The following is a 19,685-nucleotide window of genomic DNA, read 5'->3' as shown; positions in this document are numbered from 1 at the left end:
CGGACGTCAGTGCCGCTTGCGCAGCACCAGGGTCCCCGCTCCGGCGAGGAGCAGCAGCAGGGCGATGCCGGCGGGGACGACCGGCGAGGACGCTCCCGTGTAGGCGAGGGCCGGCTGGCTGCTCGACGCAGCCACCGTGCGGACGGCGGCCTGGACGACCGTCGAGGCACCGGCGGTCGTCGCGACGACCGTCGCGGGCCGGGAGGCGCTGGTCGCCACGACTGCACCGGCCCCGGTGGCCGGGGTGGTCACCGAGACGGGCGTGGTGCCGTCGCCGGCGCCGTTCCCGTCGCCGGGGTCGGTGCCGTCACCAGGGGTGGTGCCGTCTCCGGGGTCCGTGCCGTCACCAGGGGTGGTGCCGTCGCCCGGGTCCGTGCCGTCACCGGGGTCGGTGCCGTCACCGGGAGTGGTGCCGCCACCGGGCGTCGTCGTCGAGCTGGTGCCGTCGCCGACGATGCCGATCCCGTTGCCGCCGATGGTGATCGGGAGGCTGATCACGGGTGTGATCTGGCTGCCCGAGAGCAGTCCCCCGTCACCCGAGGTGGAGCCGCCCGTGGTGGGCGTCGTGGTCCCGGTCGCCGGGGCCGTGGAACCGGTGCTCGTGCCGTCCCCGACGAGGCCGATGCCGTTCCCACCGATCGTCACCGGAACCGACACCACCGGGGACACCTGCGTGCCCGAGGCCGTGCCGTCCCACCCGGAGGTCGAACCACCCGCGGCCGGCGTCGTGGTGCCGGCCGCCGGGGCCGTCGACCCCGAGCTGGCACCGTCACCGAGCAGCCCGATGCCGTTGCCGGACACCGTCACCGGGACGGAGACCGCACCGAGGACCTGCGTCCCCGAGAGGAGTCCGTCACTGCCGGAGGTCGAACCGCCCGCGGCCGGCGTCGTGGTGCCGGCCGCCGGGGCAGCTGCCCCCGCCGAGGTGCCGTCACCGAGCAGCCCGATGCCGTTGCCCGACACCGTCACCGGGACGGACACCACGGGCGCGACCTGCGTCCCCGAGGCCGTGCCGTCCGACCCCGAGGTCGTCGGCGCAGCAGCCGGAGCAGCAGGCGTCGAGGCGGCGGGCGCCGACGCGGCAGGAGTGGCGGCAGCGGACACGGCGTCGCCGCCGACCGCCACCGCGTTGCCCGTCGCGGAGACCGGCGCGGTCACCGCACCGGCGACCTGCGTCCCCGAGGCGATGCCGTCCGACCCGGAGGTCGTCGGCGCCGCAGCGGGCGCAGCAGCAGGGGCCGCCGGAGCAGCCGGAGCCGCGGCCGGTGCGGATGCCGCGGCAGCGTCGCCACCGACCGCGATCGCGTTGCCCGAGACCTGCACGGGCGCCGCGACGTCGGGTACGACCTGCGTCCCCGAGGCGATGCCGTCGGCGCCCGACGTGGACGGTGTCGCGGCCGGAGCCGAGGACGACGGTGCGGCCGGGGCCGCGGGCGCTGCCGGACGGGTGACCGACGACACCGCGTCGCCGAGGACCCCGAGTGCGTTGCCGGTCGCGGACACCGGCGCGTCGATCGACGGCGCGACCTGTGTGCCCGAGGCGGTGCCGTCCGCTCCGGAGGTCGTCGCCGCGTTCGCCGCGACCGCACCCCCGAGCGTCAGACCGCCGACGAAGAGGGCGAACCAGAGCCCTCTCGAGACGTACTTGTTCATGATCGTTGCTCCCTGATCGAGATGAGATGTGGACCGACCGCGATGGCGGCCGACGGTGCGTGCCTGCCGTGTCGGACAGGCGCACCGGTCTCAGTCAGGGGCGACGTCGTGCTCGCCGACGATGGACGCGGGGACCGCGTCGTCGGCGATGGTGCCGCGTGACCCCGCGGCGAGGGAGACCTGGTCGTCGGAACCGACGATGCCGACGGCTGCTGCCGACCCGGCGGAACCGGCAGCGCTGCCGCCGAGGGAACCGGTGGCGGAACCGTCCGCGGGGCCGCCGAACGTGACGCCGTGGCCCTCGGGGACGAGGAGGGCCCGATCGCCGAACGTCGCGTCCTGCACGCCCGTTGCAGCGGCGGCGCTCGCGCCTCCGGCGAGCACGGAGGCCCGCTCGGTGGAGACGGCGTCCGTCCGCTCGGCAGCGCTCCCCTGCGCCACGGCTGCCGGCGCGACCGCGCTGGCAGCGCTCGGGGACGTGAGCGACGGTGTCGACGCGACCGGGGCCGTGGACGTGCCGCCCACCGGAGCGGTGGGGAGGCCGACGACGGGATCCGTGCCTCCTGGCAGGACGCCGCCGACCGTCGGCGGCAGGCCGGTGAGCACGTCCGGCACCGATCCGACGACCGTGCCGACGCCGCCGAGGGTGTCGTCCACCAGCCCGCTGACCGGGTCGGTCACGGTTCCGAGGATGTCGTCGCCGAGGGCCGTGCCGACGACCGGGAGGCCGCCGACCACCTGGTCGAGCGTGTGCACGACGGTGGTCACGGGGCGAGCGTCGGTGAGGGTCTGGACGGCTCCGGTGACGGGACGGAGGACGGTCGCGACCGTGCCGGTGACGGGCCTGGAGGCGCTGCTCGCCTCCGCCGGTCCGGCCTGCGGTGCTGCGGGGGTCGCGCTGGTCGCTGCGGGTGCCGCCGCGGGGGCGCTTGCGGCCGGTGCGGGCTGCGCTGCCGGTGCTGCAGGTGCAGCCGGGGCGGGCGCGGAGTGTGCCGGTGTGGACGGTGCCGGAGCGGGGCTCGACGGCTGCGTGTGGGCCGGAGCGGCGCTCGACGGGCGGGTCGGTGCCGGAGCTGTGGGGGCCGGTACCGCCGGGGCCGCGGGTGCCGGGTGCGCTGCCGGGGCGCTCGGTGTGGGCACGGCCGGGGCCGCCGGAGCGGCGGGGACGACGGCCTTCCGGACCGGGGCGACGACGCCGTCGACGACGTGCCCGACCCCACCGGCGACGCCCTGGACGGTGTCGCCGAGGCCGTCGACGACCCCGCCGACCAGCCCGCGCTGCTGCGACGGGTGGTTCTGCAGCGTCTGCTGGGCGGGCGCGGGGGCCGCCGCGGCCGGACGAGCGCCGAGCACCAACGAGAGCAGCACGAGGGCAGCGGCGATGCCGACGCCGAACACGACGTACCGGATCATCGCGCGCCAGGGTGCGCGCAACGGCTGGTCCATGCGCTCACCTCCTGATCTCGGCTGCGCACGTAGAGTGGTTGTCCGGCAATGTACGCCGCTCCGTTCCGGAACGCACCCTGTTTCGGAAGAAATCGTCAGGAAAGGCCGGTCTTGGTCTCGATCTTCAACGCCCCGACGCGCAACCTGGACGTCGTCACCCTGCACGAGATCCTGCGACTCCGGCAGGACGTGTTCGTGGTCGAGCAGGCAGCCGCCTACCCGGACATCGACGGGCGCGACCTCGAGCCCGGCACGCTGCAGTTCTGGGCGGGGCAGGGTTCGGTCGACGCCACGCTCCGGCTCCTCCGCGAGGACGACGGCACCGAGCGCATCGGCCGCGTCGCCACCGCGAAGGCCGCCAGGGGCCAGGGACTCTCGTCGCTGCTGATGGAGGCCGCGATCGCCGAGGCACGCTCCCCGCGCATCGCGATCGACGCGCAGGCGCACCTCGAGCAGTGGTACGCCCGGTTCGGGTTCGTGCGTTCGGGCGAGGACTTCAACGAGGACGGGATCCCCCACCTCCCGATGACCCGTACGCGCTGAGTCAGGCCCGCCAGCGCCGGAGCTCGTCGAACGACCGCCCCTGCTGTCCACGGTCGGCGACGAGCCGTTCGAACACGATGTTCGTCTGCGTCGTCGCCACCGAGGGATCGCCGCTGAGCTCGTCGGCCACGAAGTCTCGGAGCTGCTCGGTGGACGTGCACGCGATGTGCACGAGGAAGTCCTTGTCGCCGGCCAGGAACGACACGTCCTGCACGACGGGCACCCGGAGCAGCCGCTTCGCGAAGTCGCGGAGCTCGTGGCGTGCTGCGGCGTGCACCCGGACCGAGACCATCGCCTCGATCGCGAAGCCGAGCCGTGCGACGTCCACGTCGGCCCGGTAGCCACGGATGACCCCGGCGTCCTCGAGTGCACGGACGCGCGTCAGGCACGTCGACGGGGCGATGCCGACCGCAGCGGCGAGGCGGTTGTTCGGGATCCGGGCGTCGGCGGCGAGGGTCCAGAGGATCCGCTCGTCGACCTCGTCGAGGCGCGGCGCGGGATCGGGGCGACGGACGTGGCGATCGGACACGGCTCGACGCTACCGCGGCCCGGCGAGGAGCTGCCGCAGGACCCCGGTGAGCGCGTCCGAACGCACCACGGCGGTGGAGACCCGACCGTCTCCGGAGGCCCGGCCCGCGTCGTCGACGCGAGCCGGGCCTCCAGTCCGCCGCCCGCTCGTCCGCGCGGCGGACGCGCCGAAGCCGTGTTCTTCTGGGCGCGTGACCGTTCCGGTTCACGATCCCCGGCATCCGCGAACCAGGACGGTCACGCGCCGGACGGAACCTCCTCGTCACCGCGGGTCCTGGGAACCCGCCGAGCATGCGCGTCGCAGGCGTGACGACTCCTGTCCCCGACGCGTCACCCTGGTGGGTGCGGACGACCGCGCCCGAGGAACAGGAGACACCATGAGCACCGACCACGACGACACCACGACCGGCAAGCCGTCCTTCCGTGACACCGTCACCGCCGGGCTCGTGCAGAAGGCGCTCGAGCCGGTGCTCCGCGCCGTCCGCGACGAGGTCGCATCGGCACGACGCGAGATCGGCGACCGCGTCAACGGCGCGAAGACGGGCCTCGTGCTCACCGGCGTCGCGGTGGCGTTCGCGTTGACGACCCTCGTCCTGCTCGCCGGGTTCGTGGTGGTGCTGCTCGCGCTCGCGCTCCCGCTCTGGGCCGCGACCGGCATCACGCTCGTCGTGTTCGGCGTCGTCACCGCGGTCCTCGCGGCCGTCGGCATCGCCGGCATCCGTCGGGGTGTGCCGCCGGTGCCGTCCGACACGATCCACGAGGTGCAGGAGCGCGTGGCGAACCGCTGACTACATCGCGAGCGTCATGCCGACGACGGCGACCGTCATCGCGAAGACCTCGCCGCTCCGGACGGCACGCCGGTCCTCTCGTGCCCACTCGTGGCGGAGCAGCCACCCGCTGAACGCGGCGTAGCCGATCACTCCGGCGCCGAGCACCGCGGTCAGGGCGATGCCGTGGCCGGCGTGTCCGTCGGCGATGCCCGTGGCGTGCCCCATCAGGAGCATCCCGGACATCACGACCGCGGACAGCGCCCGGTGGACGTCCATCGGCTCAGCGCGGCGACCGTCGGCGCGGCGCCGCCGCATGACGGGCAGCGGCGCGAGGAGCAGGAGCACGGTGGCGGCGAAGAGCGTCCACACCGCTCCGGCGTGCACGACGGGCATGAGCATCGCGACGAGCATCACCGCCGCGGGGACGATCACGCCCGGGCGAGGCCGGTACCGGTCCCCCACGATGCAGCACACCGACGCGAACTGCGGCACGACGAGCATGGCGTCGGCGACGGTCTCGTGCACGGGGTGTCCTCGGGCGGCGGGGTGGTGCGGGTCGGGTCAGTCCTCGGTGCGGCCAGCGGCCTTCGCGGCACGCTCCTGCTTCACGCGGGCGTTCTCGGCGTGCACCGCGGCCTGGGTCGCGCGCTCGCGGACGAGCCACTCGGGCTTCTGCTCGAGCAGCGTCTTGATCTCCGCCGTGGTGAGCGGTTCGTCGATGCCCGCACGGGTCAGCCCCGAGATCGACACGCCGAGCTTCTGCGCCACGACGGGTCGCGGGTGCGGTCCGTCGCGACGGAGGTCCTCGAGCCAGGTCGGGGGTTCCGTGCGGAGTTCGTCGAACGCGGTCCGGCTGATCGGCGCGTCCCGGAAGGTCTCCGGGGCGGCCGCCAGCAGGATGCCGAGCTTCTTCGCGGCCGTCTCGGGCTTCATGGTCTGTTCCTGCGCCATGGACACAAGGGTACGGCCCCTATGCTCGGTTGCATGACCGCGGCACTCACCATCGCCTTCGTGCCGGGGGTGTCCCCCGCGAAGTGGGCCCGCGTCTGGCGCGAGCGCTTCCCCACGACCGAGCTCCGACTCCGCCCGATCGGAGCGGACGAGGTCGACGACGCACTCGCCGGCGAGGCCGACATGGTGTTCGCCCGGGTCCCCGTCTCCGACGCGCACAACGCCATCCCGCTCTGGACCGAGACCGCCGTCGTCGCGATGCCGAAGGACTCCCCGCTCGCGGACCTCGCCGAGGTCGACCTCGCCGCGACGGACGTGCACGTCGTCGACCCCGGCCCGGTCCCGGACGACGTCGACGCCACGCTCGACCTGGTCGAGGCGAACGTCGGCGTGGCCGTCCTCCCCCAGTCCCTCTTCCGTGCCGCGAGCCGCAAGGAGCTCGTCAGCCGCACGCTCGCCGGCTGGCCCGGCACCCGGATCGTGCTCGTCTGGCGTTCCGAGGACGCCACCGAGACCACCGAGGAGTTCATCGGCGTGGTCCGCGGGCGCACCGCGAACAGTTCGCGGGGCGACCAGGACCAGCCAGGAGGCGCGGCTCCCGACCCGAAGGACGGGTCGCGTCCGGCGAAGGGCGGCGGCAAGGCCGCACCGTCGAACGCGAAGACGGTCGCCAAGCGCGGCGCCACCAAGGGCACCGGAGGCAAGAGCGGCGGCGGGAAGAACTCGACCGGTCGCGGGCGTGTGCAGCGCGGCATGAAGGGCAAGCCGAAGCGCGGGTCGAAGGGCAACCGGTGACGGACACGCACCTCGTCGCGATGCCGGCCGAGCGACTGCCCGGGTGGCTCGACCGCACGATGGCGGAGTACGTCGAGTCACGCATCCGGGCGGGCGAGACGCGGGAGCGCGCCGAGGCGAACAAGCAGCAGTCCCTCGACAAGTGGTTCCCCGACGGCACGCCGCTGCCCGAGCACTTCGTCTGGGACGTCCTCGACGGTGCCGACGCCGTGGTCGGGTACCTCTGGATCGGCCCGTTCGCACCGGGCAGCACCGACTGGTGGGTGTTCGACGTCGAGATCGACGAGCCGCACCGACGCAGGGGGCACGCCCGCCGAGCACTCGAGCAGGCGCACGAGGTCGCCCGAGCGAACGGCGCCCGGACCATCGGTCTGAACGTGTTCGGGTACAACACGGGCGCGCAGGACCTCTACGAGCGACTCGGCTACGGCGTCACCGCGACGCAGATGCAGCTTCCGCTCGTCTGACTCAGCGCATCACGGCCGCGGCCGCCCGCGCCACCCGGTCACCACGTGCCGCTTCCGCTGCGGCACGCGCCTCGGTCACGATCCGGGTGTCCGCCCGGACGGCCGAACCCGCGTCGAACGGCGGCTGCGGGTCGTACTCGATCTGGAGCTGGATCGCCTCGGCTGCAGGCTGCCCCGCCAGCTCGGCCGCGAGCCAGAGCGCCATGTCGATGCCGGCGCTCACCCCGGCCGCGGTGACGACGGCCCCGTCGTCCACGACACGGTCGTCGACCGGCTGCGCGCCGAACGCCGCGAGCATCGGCTTCGACGCCCAGTGCGTCGTCGCGCGCTTGCCGGCGAGCAACCCCGCCGCGCCGATGACGAACGCGCCGGTGCACACGGAGGTCACCCAGGTGGCGCGCTCGGCCTCGCGCCGGACGAACGCGATCACCGCGGGGTCGAGCATCGCGTCGAAGGCGCCGTCGCCGCCGGGGACGACGAGCACGTCGGCCGGGCTGGCGTCCGCGATGGTGGTGGTCGGCACGAGGGACAGCCCGCAGTCGCTCGGTACCGGGTCGAGCGTCGCCGCGACGTACTCGACGCGGGCTCCCGGGACGCGGGACAGCACCTGCGCCGGCCCGGTCAGGTCGAGCTGCGTCAGGCCGGGGAACAACAGGAACGCGATCCGGATCTCGGCCGGGTCGTGCTCGGGAGTGCCGGCACCGGGGTCGTCGGACGGCTCGGGCGTCGGCACCTCGGCGTCGAGGGGCACCTCCACCACCTCGGCCTCGACCGGGTGGACGGGGCGGACGCGTGGGTTCTCGGAGCTCATGCCGCGACCCTAGCCCTGCACCGTCGGCACCGTCGGGGTCAGCTCCAGACGCCGGAGGTCCCCCGGCGGTGGCTGCCGACGAGGTGCGTGTCGACGATGCCGAGCGCCTCCATCAGCGCGTACATCGTGGTGGGCCCGACGAAGGCGAAGCCCCGCTTCCGGAGTGCCTTCGACAGTGCGACGGACTCATCCGACTTCGTCGGGACGTCGGCGTACGTGACCGGCTCGGGCGTCGTCGCCGGCCGGAACGACCACACGAAGTCGGACAGGCCGCCGTCCTCGCGCAGGGCGATCGTGGCGTTCGCGTTGGTGATCGTCGCGAGGATCTTCGCCCGGTTCCGCACGATGCCGGCGTCGGCCATGAGCCGTGCGACGTCGTCCTCGCCGAACGCCGCGACCGTGTCGGCGTCGAAGTCCGCGAACGCTGCCCGGAACGCCGGACGCTTCGCGAGGATCGTCCGCCACGACAGCCCGGACTGGAACGCCTCGAGCGACAGGCGTTCGAACACTCCGCGCTCGTCGCGCACGGGCATGCCCCACTCTGTGTCGTAGTAGTCGCGCAACAGCTCGTCACTCGATGCCCACACGGGCCGGGCGAGGCCGTCGTCACCCACGACGAGGTCGGACGGGGCAGCGGCGACGGACTCGGAGCTCATGGCACCATCCTGGCCGTCGCCGCCGACACCCGTCGTCGCTCACTCGGCGGGCGGACCGTCCTGCGCTGCCTGCGGGTCCATCCACACGTACTCCCAGCGGTGCCCGTCGGGGTCGACGAAGCTCCGCTGGTACATGAACCCGAGGTCCATCTCGGGGCGGTCCTCGGAGCCGCCGGCGGCGACCGCTGCGTCGACGATCCGGTGCACCTCGTCCTTGGAGTCGGCGCTGAGCGAGTTGATGACCTCGATCGTGTCGGCGTCGGCGATGGTCTTCGTGGTGAACTCCGCGAACTTGGCGTGGGTGAGCACCATGACGTAGATCGTGTCGCTCACCACGACGCACGCCGCGGTGTCGTCGCTGAACGCCGGGTTGATCGAGTAGCCGAGGGCCTCGTAGAACGCCTTCGAGCGCTCGAGGTCGACGACGGGCAGGTTGATGAAGACCATCGTGTCCATGGGGAGGATCCTTTCGTCGTGCTCAACCTGGCGCGCCCGGGGTCGGAGCGCAACCGTTTCACCGGCGAAGCAACCGGTACGCAATATACTGGCTCGATGCACCGCGCGTACGTCGACGAGTCCGAGCCGGGCGGCGGTCGCGACCACACCGCGTACGTGATGGCCGCCGCGGTCGTCGATGATCGCCACGCAGATCCCGCGCGGGACGCAGTTCGTGCCGCCACCCCGAAACGCATGCGGAAGTTGCACTGGTACGAAGCCACAGACGGACAGCGCCTCACCTGGATCGGGTTGCTCGTGCACACCGCCGCACTCGTCGTGGTGCTCTACGACGGCGCACCAGCACGCGCAGAGCGACGCCGCCGGCGATGCCTCGAACGCCTGGTGTGGGGACTCGAACGCCGCGAGGTGCACGTCCTCGTGCTCGAGTCTCGGGGGTCGGCGCGCGACTCGAGCGACGCGTCGATGCTCGAATCACTTCGTGCCCGAGGAGTCGGGCACACCTTGCGGTACGAGCACGTTCGCGGCGCCGACGAACCGCTGCTCGGGCTTGCAGACACAGCGTGTGGCGCTCACCTGCACGGGATGATCCCCGCTGCGACGCCGCACACGGTCATCGCCGTCAGCTGACCGGCCGCGTCCGTCGAAACCTGGCCCCGACGGCGCAAAACCCCGGTCCCGCGCTGACTGCAGGATGCTCCGGGGCTCACTTCCGATCGAGCAGCACCCGATCGACATATCAATACTAGGACCGCCGCCGAACTGCCGTCAACCGGCACCGAGACGGACGGGAGGCGCGATGCCAGCCGGCACCGCGCCTCCCGTCCGTCGGTCAGTTCAGCTGGTCACGCGAGGTCGCGGCCCTCGCCGGCCGCCTTCTGGTGCTCTTCGGCCTCGGCCTGGCCGATGATGTCCTCCGCCGGGACGGGGTTCAGCCGGTCCCAGAGGAAGAAGAGCAGCCCGCCGACGAGCATCGACAGCCCGACCCACAGGTTGATGTGGATGCCACCGGTCTTCTCGGGGTCGGTGTTCCAGTGCACGATGCCGACGATGGTCACGATGACGCCGTACAGGACGAACAGGCCACCGAGGATGCGACGCAGGTCGAGTCGGCGGGTGGAGCGGACGAGGGCGGCCTTCTGCTCCTCGGTCATGGCGGTGTTGTTGTCGCTCATGGGAGATCTCCTTCGCGGTTCTTCGCGGGCCTAGAGGAACGGGAGGTACAGGACGACGCACAGGATCAGTGCGACGGTGCCGAGCAGCGCCGGGGAGCGGTACCAGGCGGTGTCGGTCGCGACGGAGTCGCTGTGCAGGTCGATCTTGCCGACGCCGTACACCAGCCCGCCGAGCTCCTTCTCGTCCTTCGGCTTCGTGACCATCGACACGACGAACCCGACGACGAGCACGGTGACGAACGAGATGATCGCGCCGTAGAGGGTCTCGGCGGTCGCGGTGGCGAACAGGTCCGGGTTGACGAGGTACGCGATCCACGTGATCGTCGGCGTCACGATGCCGAGGATGTAGCCCCACAGCGCACCGGCGGTGGTCATCCGCTTCCAGAGCAGCCCGAGGATGAACACGGCGAACAGCGGCGCGTTGAAGAACGAGAACAGCGTCTGCATGTACGTCATGATGTTCGACGCCTGCGCTGCGATGAACGCGGTCGCGATGCCGACGAGCACGCCGACGACGGTGACCCAGCGCCCGGTCTTCAGGTAGTGCACGTCGGGCATGTTCGGCTTGATGTAGCGCTGCCAGATGTCGTACGTGAAGACGGTGTTGAACGACGACACGTTCGCCGCCATACCGGCCATGAACGAGGCGAGGAGGCCCGTGACCGCGACGCCGAGCACACCGGTCGGCAGGTACATCTGGATGAGCTTCGGGATCGCGTCGTTGTAGTCGAGGGCGCCCGAGGCGAACTGGTTGCCCACGACGGCCGCGGCGATGAGGCCGGGGATGACGACGATCGCGGGGATGAAGAGCTTCGGGATCGCGGCGATGAGCGGGGTGCGGCGGGCGGCGGACATGTTCTTCGCCGAGAACGCGCGCTGCACCTCGGTGAAGTTCGTCGTCCAGTAGCCGAAGCCGAGGACGAACCCGAGGCCGAGCACGATCGCGAGCCAGTTCGCACCGATCGGGTTCGTGACGTCGCCGAAGCCGGTGCCGGCCCACGCCTGCAGGTGCTGCACGCCCTGGGTCTCGGTGATGGCCTTCGAGAGGCCGCTCCAGCCACCGACACGGTGCAGACCGACGATCGTCAGCGGGATGAGGCCGGCGATGATCACGAAGAACTGCATGACCTCGTTGTAGATCGCGCTGGAGAGCCCGCCGAGGGTGATGTAGACGAGGACGAAGCCCGCGGACACGATGATCGCGAGCCACTCCGGCCAGCCGAGCATCGCCTCGATGACGATGGCCATGGCGTAGAGGTTGATGCCGGCGATGAGCACGTTCGACACCGCGAACGCGATCGAGTTCACCAGGTGCGGGGCCTTGCCGAAGCGGCGGAGCATGAACTCCGGCACGCTCCGGACCTTCGACCCGTAGTAGAAGGGCATCATCACGAGCCCGAGGAACACCATGGCCGGCACGGCACCGACCAGGTAGTAGTGCAGGGTCGCCATGCCGATCTGGGCACCGTTGGCGGCCATGCCGAGGATCTCGGTCGCGCCGAGGTTCGCGGACACGAACGCGAGGCCCGTGATCCACGCGGGCATCGAGCGGCCCGACAGGAAGAAGTCCATGCTCGTCCGGACCTGCTTCCGGGCGGTGAAACCGATCCCGATGACGACCGCGAAGTACACGATGATCATCAGGTAGTCGACCCAGCCCAGATCGAGCCGGATCCCGTTGTTCGCTGCAGCGAGAACCATTCAAACTCCACGTCAGTGTGTTGCGATCGACAACTCCGCCGACCCGGACGGGAACGTTACACCGAATTGTGACCGTTCACATAGCCGAGGTATGCATCGCACCCGCAATGCGACTGCGGGCGCTCGGTAGGCTCCTGGCATGACCGAGCAGCCGCGCATCCTCGTCCTCAACGGCCCGAACCTCGACATCCTCGGACGGCGCGACCCGGACCAGTACGGCACGGTGACGCTCGCCGAGATCGAGGCGATCGTGCACACCGAGGCCGCGGTGCACGAGCTCGAGGCGGACTTCCGGCAGACGAACCGCGAGGGCGAGCTCGTCGAGTGGCTGCACGAGGCACTCGACGACTTCGTGGGCGTGGTGATCAACCCCGCCGCCTACGCGCACACCTCGGTCGCGCTGCACGACGCGGTCGAGGCGCTGTCGGTACCGGTCGTCGAGGTGCACCTCTCGAACACGTGGAAGCGGGAGCCGTTCCGGCACGTCGACCACGTCGCGACGGCCGCGACGGCCGTCATCGCCGGCGCCGGCGCGGACGGCTACCGCCTGGCGGTCGCGCACGTCGCGTCGCTGCTCGGCTGAGTCAGTTCCAGGAGGCGCGGGTCGGGCCCGCACCGCGCCTCCCGTCCTACGCGCCCGCGCGCGCGCCCGGCCGGCGTGCGCCGAGTCTCGCGCCCGCGGACACTTTCGCGGTCGACGGACCACGGAAGTGTCCGCGGAGCCGAGACTCGCCGCGCGACGGGTCCCGGTCAGAAGTCGGCGGGGCGCCGGACCTCGGTGGTGGCAGCGGTGGCGAAGCCCCCGCGGATGATCGGGAGCGCCCGCTGCACGGCCTGGTCGATGCGGAGCTCGAGGTCGACGTTCGCGATGTCGTAGCCGCCCTCGCGCTTGGCGAAGTCCCGCTCGTTGCCGAAGACGCCGATCGGCAGCGTCGTCGACTGGAAGAAGCCGAACAGCGGCCGCATCTGGTGCTCGACGAGCAGGGCGTGCCGATCGCTCCCGCCGGTCGCGGTGAGCAGCACCGGGGTGTCGACGAGGTCGTACTGCCCGATCCAGTCGAAGAAGAGCTTGAACGCACCGGAGTACGCGGCGCGGAACGCCGGGCTGCCGACGACGAGGACGTCCGCCGCCTCGACCGTCTCGAGCGCGCGTCGCGTGCGGTCCGACATCGCCTCGCGGGACGGTGCCGCGCCGAGGTCGGCGAGCAGCGGCCCGATCTCGACGGTCTCGGTGCGGGCGTCGTCGATCTCCTGTCCGAGGCGCGCCACCGTCGCAGCCACCAGGGTGGACGTCCGCGAGGGGTCCGAGGGGCTGCCACTGACGCCGACGACGAGTTCTCCGCTCATGTGCTCGATGCTCACACGCCTGGACGCCCGTCGGTCGGCGTGTGACGGCATGTGTCGGGTTCCAGCGCCGCCGCGTACCGTCCGCGCCATGCAGACGTTCTTGCCGTACCCGGACTTCCGCGCCTCGGCCGAGGTGCTCGACGACCGGCGGCTCGGCAAGCAACGGGTCGAGACGCTGCAGGTGATGCGGGCACTGACGCTGCCGGACTACGGCTGGCAGCACCACCCCGTCGTGGCGATGTGGCGCGGGTACCGACCGGCACTGATGGCGTACCAGCAGGCCACGTGCCGCGCCTGGACCGAGCGCGGGTACGCCGACACCTGCCTGGAGAAGACGCTCGCCGACCTCGCGCTCGTCCCCGAGGACCTCGACGCGTACGAGCGGGCCGACTACCCGGTGCCGTCGTGGAACGCGGACCCCGCCGTGCACCGCTCGCACCGGTCGAAGCTCGTGCAGAAGGCGCCGGAGCACTACCGGCCGCTGTTCCCCGACGTGCCGGACGACCTCGACTACGTCTGGCCGGGGACGGTCGCGCCGGTGCCGCGCTGACGACGCGTCCTCCTCGTCGCCTCAGGCGATCGGGGTCCAGCGACCGCCGTCACGGCGGGTGACCGCGACGGACCGCACCTCGGCTGTCGCTCGCAGCCCGGTGGCCGCGTGCTCGGCGACGGCTCCGGCCACGTCGTCCGACGGCGACTCGAACCGGACCACTGCGCACGGGACACCGCCGAGCAGTCGGACGTCCCGCGCCTCGACCACCACGAGCTCGGCGACGAGCCGGGCGGCCTCGGGGAGCACGGCGTCCGGGGCGGTGCCGGGTGCGAGCGCTCCGACGGCGAGGGTCACACGGTAGGAGGGCACGGTCCCACGCTAGTGCGAGCGCCCGGGCTCGTGGGCGCGGAGCAGCGCACCGGGACCCGCCGTGGGCACAGGGGGTTCGGGCATCGCACAGGGGAAGCGACGCCCGCGCCCACGACGGGTCACAGGTGCTGCGGAGCACGACGGATCAGGGGGTGTCGTGCCCCGCGCCGGACGCAGGTCAGGGAACCTGGTCCGGCTCGTCGCACCGGCGAGTCCGCAGGGGTCGGACTCGACGGTGCTGGTCCTCAAGGGTGTTCGGTGTCCTCTCGGTACCGGTCCGTCTCGGTCGGTGCGGGCATCGACCGTCGGGCCGCGGCGGGCCGGACCATGGGGAGCAGGGCACTCCCGATGGTCGCCAGTGCTCCGACGACGGCGATGAGCCCGAGCGGGGCGGTGCCGAGGTCGTGCTGCGCGGCCAGGACGAGCGCGAGGACGGTCGCGGGTGCGGGGAGGAGCTGGACCGCCCGGAAGTGGTCCTCCTGCCGGACCCGAGTCGTCATCGCGTTTGCCATGTGAACACTCTGGCGCACTTCGCCGGTCCGCAAAAGGGGGGACACGACCCCACTCATGGAGTAGAACGTCTAGTACACCCTCGTCAGGTGTCAGGCGAGCGCGCGGACGGTCGCGACAGCTGCGGCGATGGCATCGACGACCACCGGGACGTCCGCCGCGGTCAGGCCGGCGTCGAACGTCAGGCGCAGCGCCGTCCGGGCGACCTCGTCGGACAGGCCGAGCGCCGTGAGCACGTGCGAGGCCTCGGTGCTGCCGGCAGCGCAGGCGCTCCCGGACGACGACACGACGTCGCGCTCCTCGAGCTCGAGCAGGACCGTCTCGCCGTTCACCCCGGGGAAGCAGAACGACGCGTGGCCGGGCAGCCGCGACGTCCGCGACCCGGTGACGAACGCCCCGGGCACCGACCGGAGCACCCCGTCGAGCACGGCGTCCCGGGTGGCGGTCGCGGTCCGGGCCGCGTCGTCCCGGCCCGCGGCGACGAGCGCGAAGGCCGTGGCGACGCCGACGGCACCCGCGACGTCCTCGGTGCCGGAGCGTCTCCCCCGCTCCTGTCCCCCACCGTGCAGCAACGGTTCGAGCGCCACGCCGGACCGGACGGCGAGCACGCCGGTGCCCTTCGGTGCGCCGAGCTTGTGCCCGGACACCGACACCGCGTCGACGCCGAGCACGTCGAGCCCGACCGGGAGCCACGGCGCCGACTGGACGGCGTCGGTGTGGAACCGGGCCCCGACCGCGTGGGCGACCGCGGCGAGCGCCGGCACGTCCTGCACCGTGCCGATCTCGTTGTCGGCGTGCGCGATCGAGACGAGGGTGGTGTCGGGGCGGAGCGCTGCCGCGAGGACGTGCGGGTCGACGACCCCGTCGCGGTCGACCGGCAGGACCGTGACGTCGAACCCGTGGAACCGTTCGAGGTACCGGCAGCTCTCGAGCACCGCCTCGTGCTCGATCGCGCTGGTGACGACGTGGCGACCGCGGGGGGACGCCAGGGCGATGCCCTTCACCGCGGTGTTCGCACCCTCGGTCCCGCCGGTGGTGAACACGATCTCGGCCGGGCGGCACCCGAGGACCGCGGCGACGGTGGCGCGGGCGTCGGCGAGACCCCGGGCTGCGGCATCGCCGACCCCGTGCGTGGAGGACGGATTGCCGAACGTCCCGGTGAGGTACGGCCACATCGCCTCGAGCACCTCGCGGCGCACGGGCGACGTGGCCGCGCGGTCCAGGTAGAACACGTCAGACGCCGGTGCCGACGGCCACGTCGACGTCGAGCCCGAGGTCGAGTGCCCGCGCCGAGTGGGTGAGCGCCCCGACGGAGATCACGTCGACCCCGGTGGCGGCGATCGCGGCGACGGTGTCGAGGGACACTCCGCCGGAGGCCTCGACGAGGGCTCGCCCGGCGACGACCTGGATCCCGGCCTCGAGCTGGTCGGTGGTGAAGTTGTCGAGCATGATCGTGTCGACGCCGGCCGCCACGACGGGCTCGATCTGGTCGATGCGGTCCACCTCGACCTCGAGGTGGACGGTGTGCCCGAGCCGCTCGCGGGCCGCGGCGATCGCGTCCCCGATGCCGATCCCGCCGGCGAGGAGCACGGCGAGGTGGTTGTCCTTCGCGAGCACGGCGTCGGACAGCGAGGTCCGGTGGTTGTGCCCGCCGCCGCACCGCACGGCGTACCGCTCCAGGGCCCGCAGACCGGGCGTCGTCTTGCGGGTGTCGACGATCCGGGCACGGGTGCCGGCCACGGCCGCCACGTAGGTCGCGGTCGCCGTGGCGATGCCGGACATCCGCTGCGCGAGGTTCAGTGCGACGCGCTCGGCACGGAGGACCGACCGGGCGGGACCGCTCACGGTCGCGAGGACGTCGCCCGCGGTGAACCGGCTGCCGTCCGGCACGTGCAGGACCGCGTCGATCGTCGGGTCGACCGCGTGCATCACGGTGACGAACACGTCGCCCCCACTGAGGACGCCGGGCTCGCGCGCCGCCAGGGTCGCGGTCGCCGTGGCGTCTGCGGGGATGAGCGTCTCGCTCGTGACGTCGCCCCAGGGGGCGTCCTCCTCGAGCGCGGTGTCGATGACGCGTCGGAGGGCGTGCGGGGGTATCGTGCCGGGGTCGACGGTCATGCGGGTACCTCCTGCGGGACGGCGGTGTGCTGGGCGACCCACGCGGTCGACGCGGGGGCTGCGGGATCGGTGTCGGGGTGGTCAGTGCGGGCGTGGGCCCCACGGGACTCGGTCCGGGCCTCGGCGGCGAGCACCGTGACCCGGGCGAGGTCGAGCAGTGCCCGGTCCTCGAGGTCACGGACGCCGGTCGGCTCGGGCGCGACGAGGGCGGCCAGGTCGCGTCGTGCGCTCGCGAGACCGCTCGCGTCGCGGAGGAGCCCGACCCGGTCCGTCATGACGGACTGGACCGCCTGGCGGACGTCGGCGGCGTCGGTGGGTCGAGCCGCGCCTCCTGGGAGCAGGGGACGGGAGGCGCGGATCACGTCGGTCGCACCCGGCACGCTGGTGACGGGGAGACCCGCGTCGCCGCGCAGGCGGAGTCTGCCGGGTCGCGGCACGTCGAGCGCGTCCGCTGCGCGGACCGCGAAGACGAGTCCTTCGAGCAGCGAGTTCGACGCGAGCCGGTTGGCGCCGTGGACGCCCGTGCAGGCGACCTCGCCGATCGCGAGGAGGCCGGGCAGGCTCGTCCGTCCCTCGGCGTCGGTGGCGACCCCGCCCATCGAGTAGTGCGCGGCCGGGGAGACGGGGACGCCCTCGCGGGTCCAGTCGAAGCCGGCGGACCGGGTCGCACGGGTGAGCCCGGGGAAGCGCCGGACGAGGAAGGCGGGGTCGATGCCGGTCGCGTCGAGGAGCACGGGCCCTCCGTCCTGCTCCCGGACGGCGGCCGCGATGCCCCGGGCGACGACGTCGCGGGGGGCGAGCTCGGCGTCGGGGTGGACGTCCACCATGAAGCGGTGCCCTCGTGCGTCACGGAGCACCGCTCCCTCGCCACGGACCGCCTCGGAGACGAGCCCGCCGCCGGGGACCGCGAGGCGGGTCGGGTGGAACTGCACGAACTCGAGGTCGGCCAGCACGGCACCGGCACGCCAGGCGGCTGCCTGCCCGTCGCCCGTCGCGACGAGCGGGTTGGTGGTCTCGCGGAACAGGTGCCCGGCGCCGCCGGACGCGAGCACGACGGCGTCCGCGTCGATCCGCCGGGGCTCGCCGAGGAGGTCGAGGACGTCGACCCCGACGACCGAGCCGTCCCGGACCACGAGGTCGACGAGGCAGGTCCGTTCGAGGATGGTGACGTGCCGGCGGTGCAGGGCGGCGATGAGGGTGCGCTCGATGGCGGCCCCGGTCGCGTCGCCGTCCGCGTGCACGACGCGCCACCGGCCGTGCGCTGCCTCGCGCCCGCGGGCCAGGTCGTCGCCGTACCGGTCGAGGCTCGTCGGGTCGGTGGTGCGGTCGAACGGGACGCCGAGCGACAGCAGGTCCCGCACCCGCGCGGGGCCGTCGGTGCAGAGCACCTCGACGGCGCGGGCGTCGGCGCTGCCCGCTGCCGCCACGTGGGTGTCCGCCTGGTGGAGCGACGCGGAGTCGTCGGCGCCGAGCGCGACGGCGACGCCTCCCTGCGCGTACGCCGTCGCGCCGTCGGCGAGCGCGCCCTTCGTCACCAGCGTGACGTCGTGACGGGCACTCGCGCGGATCGCTGCGGTGAGTCCGGCGATGCCGGAGCCGACGATGACGACGTGCACGGTCAGACCGTGGGTCGGGCGGCGAGCATGCGCTCGAGTGCGACCTTGGCGTCGGCCTGGACGTCCGCCGGCACGACGATCTCGTTGAGGACCTCGCCGCGCACGAGCGCCTCGAGGACCCAGGCGAGGTAGCCGGGGTGGATGCGGTACATCGTCGAGCAGGGGCACACCACCGGGTCGAGGCAGAAGATCGTGTGCTGCGGGTACTCGGCGGCGAGCCGGTTCACCATGTTGATCTCGGTGCCGATCGCGAAGGTGGTCGGTTCGGTGGCGGCTGCGACGGTCTTCCGGATGAGGTCGGTGCTGCCGGCGTGGTCGGCGGCGTCGACGACGGCCATCGGGCACTCGGGGTGCACGATGACCTGCACGCCGGGGTGCTCGCGGCGGGCCTGGTCGATCTGGTCGACGGTGAAGCGGCGGTGCACCGAGCAGAAGCCGTGCCAGAGGACGACCCTGGCGTCCTGCAGGGTCTGCTCGTCGTTGCCGCCGAGGGGCTTCCGCGGGTTCCACATCGGCATGAGGTCCGTGCTGATGCCCATCGCCTTGGCGGTGTTCCGGCCGAGGTGCTGGTCGGGGAAGAAGAGCACGCGCTGCCCGCGCTCGAACGCCCACTCGAGGACGGTCGCGGCGTTCGACGACGTGCACACGATGCCGCCGTGCCGCCCGCAGAACGCCTTGAGGTCCGCGGCGGAGTTCATGTACGTGACGGGGATGACCGGCACGCGGCCGTCGGCGTCGGGCTCGGTGCCGTAGACCTGCTCGAGCTCGGCCCACGCCGCCTCGACGCTGTCGATGTCGGCCATGTCGGCCATCGAGCAGCCCGCGGCGAGGTTCGGCAGGATCACGCGCTGGTCGTCGCGGGCGAGGATGTCCGCGGTCTCGGCCATGAAGTGCACGCCGCAGAACACGATGGCCTCGGCGTCGGGCTTCGTCAGCGCGGCGTTCGCGAGCTGGAACGAGTCGCCGAGGAAGTCCGCGTGCCGCACGACCTCGTCGCGCTGGTAGAAGTGCCCGAGGACCACGACGCGGTCGCCGAGGGTGGCCTTCGCCCGCTCGATGCGTTCGTGCAGCTCGTCGTCCGGGGCGTTCCGGTACTCGTCCGGGATGACGCCCTGCCGGGGTGCAGAGGTCGGGATGACGTCCGACATCGACGAGCCGGGGCCGTAGCCGGGCCGGGAGTCGAAGTCCCACGTCGGCATCGCCAGGTCGGGCGTGCAGGTGCTGCCGGCGGCCTGACCGTTGGAGATCAGTTCGATGGTGGTGGCGATGGACACGGGTGT

24 protein-coding genes are annotated in these 19,685 nt (G+C 72.6%); 7 read left to right on the top strand and 17 right to left on the bottom strand.

Annotated elements, in window-relative coordinates:
- Positions 1 to 6 precede the first annotated feature (6 nt).
- Both J2X60_RS01975 and J2X60_RS01970 read right to left on the bottom strand, forming a co-directional pair.
- On the bottom strand, positions 7 to 1,653 hold the full coding sequence (locus J2X60_RS01975; protein WP_309886347.1) for a chaplin family protein: 1,647 nt from the start codon (positions 1,651 to 1,653) through the stop codon (positions 7 to 9).
- Between the two features lie 90 nt (positions 1,654 to 1,743).
- The gene (locus J2X60_RS01970) at positions 1,744 to 3,099 is read right to left on the bottom strand and encodes a hypothetical protein (protein WP_309886346.1); all 1,356 of its coding nucleotides are present in this window, start codon (positions 3,097 to 3,099) and stop codon (positions 1,744 to 1,746) included.
- 111 nt (positions 3,100 to 3,210) lie between these two features.
- Here J2X60_RS01970 and J2X60_RS01965 point away from each other — a divergent pair, with 111 nt between their 5' ends.
- On the top strand, positions 3,211 to 3,642 hold the full coding sequence (locus J2X60_RS01965) for a GNAT family N-acetyltransferase (protein WP_070418328.1): 432 nt from the start codon (positions 3,211 to 3,213) through the stop codon (positions 3,640 to 3,642).
- 1 nt (position 3,643) lies between these two features.
- On the opposite strand, the gene J2X60_RS01960 is transcribed toward J2X60_RS01965, so the two are convergent.
- Positions 3,644 to 4,171: an Lrp/AsnC family transcriptional regulator gene (locus J2X60_RS01960; RefSeq protein WP_309886345.1), complete on the bottom strand. Its 528-nt coding sequence runs from the start codon at positions 4,169 to 4,171 to the stop codon at positions 3,644 to 3,646.
- A gap of 376 nt (positions 4,172 to 4,547) precedes the next feature.
- Here J2X60_RS01960 and J2X60_RS01955 point away from each other — a divergent pair, with 376 nt between their 5' ends.
- Positions 4,548 to 4,958: a phage holin family protein gene (locus J2X60_RS01955; protein ID WP_309886344.1), complete on the top strand. Its 411-nt coding sequence runs from the start codon at positions 4,548 to 4,550 to the stop codon at positions 4,956 to 4,958.
- Here the strand turns inward: J2X60_RS01955 and J2X60_RS01950 are convergent, their stop codons facing one another.
- Together J2X60_RS01950 and J2X60_RS01945 are read right to left on the bottom strand one after the other, a co-directional pair.
- Entirely contained in the window at positions 4,959 to 5,465 is a 507-nt protein-coding gene (locus J2X60_RS01950; protein ID WP_309780068.1) for a hypothetical protein, read from the bottom strand.
- Between the two features lie 36 nt (positions 5,466 to 5,501).
- The gene (locus J2X60_RS01945) at positions 5,502 to 5,891 is read right to left on the bottom strand and encodes a DUF5997 family protein (protein WP_070418322.1); all 390 of its coding nucleotides are present in this window, start codon (positions 5,889 to 5,891) and stop codon (positions 5,502 to 5,504) included.
- Between the two features lie 33 nt (positions 5,892 to 5,924).
- Between J2X60_RS01945 and J2X60_RS01940 the strand changes: the two genes are divergently transcribed.
- Both J2X60_RS01940 and J2X60_RS01935 read left to right on the top strand, forming a co-directional pair.
- Positions 5,925 to 6,686, top strand: coding sequence for a LysR family transcriptional regulator substrate-binding protein (locus J2X60_RS01940; RefSeq protein ID WP_309886343.1), 762 nt, complete (start codon positions 5,925 to 5,927; stop codon positions 6,684 to 6,686).
- A complete protein-coding gene (locus J2X60_RS01935; RefSeq protein WP_309780070.1) occupies positions 6,683 to 7,153 on the top strand; it encodes a GNAT family N-acetyltransferase in 471 nt (156 codons plus the stop codon). Before J2X60_RS01940 ends, J2X60_RS01935 begins: the two co-directional genes overlap by 4 nt.
- Position 7,154: 1 nt before the next feature.
- Here J2X60_RS01935 and J2X60_RS01930 read toward each other — a convergent pair whose 3' ends face one another.
- From J2X60_RS01930 to J2X60_RS01920, 3 genes are read right to left on the bottom strand one after another with little or no spacing between them, the layout of a single operon-like run.
- Complete coding sequence (locus J2X60_RS01930) at positions 7,155 to 7,964, bottom strand: DJ-1/PfpI family protein (RefSeq protein WP_229086308.1); 810 nt, start codon at positions 7,962 to 7,964, stop codon at positions 7,155 to 7,157.
- Positions 7,965 to 8,002: 38 nt separating this feature from the next.
- Positions 8,003 to 8,620: a DNA-3-methyladenine glycosylase I gene (locus J2X60_RS01925; RefSeq protein WP_309780071.1), complete on the bottom strand. Its 618-nt coding sequence runs from the start codon at positions 8,618 to 8,620 to the stop codon at positions 8,003 to 8,005.
- Between the two features lie 39 nt (positions 8,621 to 8,659).
- Positions 8,660 to 9,076 carry a VOC family protein gene (locus tag J2X60_RS01920; protein ID WP_309780072.1) on the bottom strand — a complete coding sequence of 139 codons (417 nt, stop codon included), beginning with the start codon at positions 9,074 to 9,076 and terminating at the stop codon, positions 8,660 to 8,662.
- A gap of 96 nt (positions 9,077 to 9,172) precedes the next feature.
- Here J2X60_RS01920 and J2X60_RS01915 point away from each other — a divergent pair, with 96 nt between their 5' ends.
- Positions 9,173 to 9,706: a DUF3800 domain-containing protein gene (locus J2X60_RS01915; protein ID WP_309886342.1), complete on the top strand. Its 534-nt coding sequence runs from the start codon at positions 9,173 to 9,175 to the stop codon at positions 9,704 to 9,706.
- A gap of 215 nt (positions 9,707 to 9,921) precedes the next feature.
- Here the strand turns inward: J2X60_RS01915 and J2X60_RS01910 are convergent, their stop codons facing one another.
- Together J2X60_RS01910 and J2X60_RS01905 are read right to left on the bottom strand one after the other, a co-directional pair.
- Complete coding sequence (locus tag J2X60_RS01910) at positions 9,922 to 10,251, bottom strand: hypothetical protein (protein ID WP_309886341.1); 330 nt, start codon at positions 10,249 to 10,251, stop codon at positions 9,922 to 9,924.
- Between the two features lie 30 nt (positions 10,252 to 10,281).
- Positions 10,282 to 11,952 carry a sodium:solute symporter family protein gene (locus J2X60_RS01905; RefSeq protein ID WP_071294544.1) on the bottom strand — a complete coding sequence of 557 codons (1,671 nt, stop codon included), beginning with the start codon at positions 11,950 to 11,952 and terminating at the stop codon, positions 10,282 to 10,284.
- A 139-nt stretch (positions 11,953 to 12,091) separates the two neighbouring features.
- On the opposite strand from J2X60_RS01905, the gene aroQ reads away from it, so the two are divergent.
- Positions 12,092 to 12,535 (top strand): type II 3-dehydroquinate dehydratase, encoded by a 444-nt coding sequence (gene aroQ / locus J2X60_RS01900; RefSeq protein WP_070418316.1) that lies wholly within the window; start codon positions 12,092 to 12,094, stop codon positions 12,533 to 12,535.
- Positions 12,536 to 12,702: 167 nt separating this feature from the next.
- On the opposite strand, the gene J2X60_RS01895 is transcribed toward aroQ, so the two are convergent.
- On the bottom strand, positions 12,703 to 13,299 hold the full coding sequence (locus tag J2X60_RS01895) for an NAD(P)H-dependent oxidoreductase (protein WP_309886340.1): 597 nt from the start codon (positions 13,297 to 13,299) through the stop codon (positions 12,703 to 12,705).
- Positions 13,300 to 13,387: 88 nt separating this feature from the next.
- On the opposite strand from J2X60_RS01895, the gene J2X60_RS01890 reads away from it, so the two are divergent.
- Entirely contained in the window at positions 13,388 to 13,849 is a 462-nt protein-coding gene (locus J2X60_RS01890) for an MSMEG_6728 family protein (RefSeq protein ID WP_261647219.1), read from the top strand.
- Positions 13,850 to 13,870: 21 nt separating this feature from the next.
- Here the strand turns inward: J2X60_RS01890 and J2X60_RS01885 are convergent, their stop codons facing one another.
- The 6 genes from J2X60_RS01885 to nadA form a co-directional block, all read right to left on the bottom strand.
- Complete coding sequence (locus J2X60_RS01885; protein WP_309886339.1) at positions 13,871 to 14,161, bottom strand: hypothetical protein; 291 nt, start codon at positions 14,159 to 14,161, stop codon at positions 13,871 to 13,873.
- Between the two features lie 245 nt (positions 14,162 to 14,406).
- Entirely contained in the window at positions 14,407 to 14,673 is a 267-nt protein-coding gene (locus tag J2X60_RS01880; RefSeq protein WP_070418313.1) for a hypothetical protein, read from the bottom strand.
- 90 nt (positions 14,674 to 14,763) lie between these two features.
- A complete protein-coding gene (locus J2X60_RS01875; RefSeq protein WP_309886338.1) occupies positions 14,764 to 15,903 on the bottom strand; it encodes a cysteine desulfurase family protein in 1,140 nt (379 codons plus the stop codon).
- A 1-nt stretch (position 15,904) separates the two neighbouring features.
- On the bottom strand, positions 15,905 to 16,789 hold the full coding sequence (nadC, locus tag J2X60_RS01870; protein ID WP_309886337.1) for a carboxylating nicotinate-nucleotide diphosphorylase: 885 nt from the start codon (positions 16,787 to 16,789) through the stop codon (positions 15,905 to 15,907).
- The gene (gene nadB / locus J2X60_RS01865) at positions 16,786 to 18,405 is read right to left on the bottom strand and encodes an L-aspartate oxidase (protein ID WP_309886336.1); all 1,620 of its coding nucleotides are present in this window, start codon (positions 18,403 to 18,405) and stop codon (positions 16,786 to 16,788) included. Before nadB ends, nadC begins: the two co-directional genes overlap by 4 nt.
- A gap of 2 nt (positions 18,406 to 18,407) precedes the next feature.
- Positions 18,408 to 19,679, bottom strand: coding sequence for a quinolinate synthase NadA (nadA, locus tag J2X60_RS01860; RefSeq protein WP_071294552.1), 1,272 nt, complete (start codon positions 19,677 to 19,679; stop codon positions 18,408 to 18,410).
- Positions 19,680 to 19,685: the final 6 nt, after the last annotated feature.

The organism is Curtobacterium sp. 320 (assembly GCF_031455235.1).
Taxonomy (GTDB): Bacteria; Actinomycetota; Actinomycetes; order Actinomycetales; family Microbacteriaceae; genus Curtobacterium.
The sequence above is the reverse complement of the archived record's forward strand: the minus strand, read 5'-3'. Positions and strand labels throughout refer to the sequence as shown.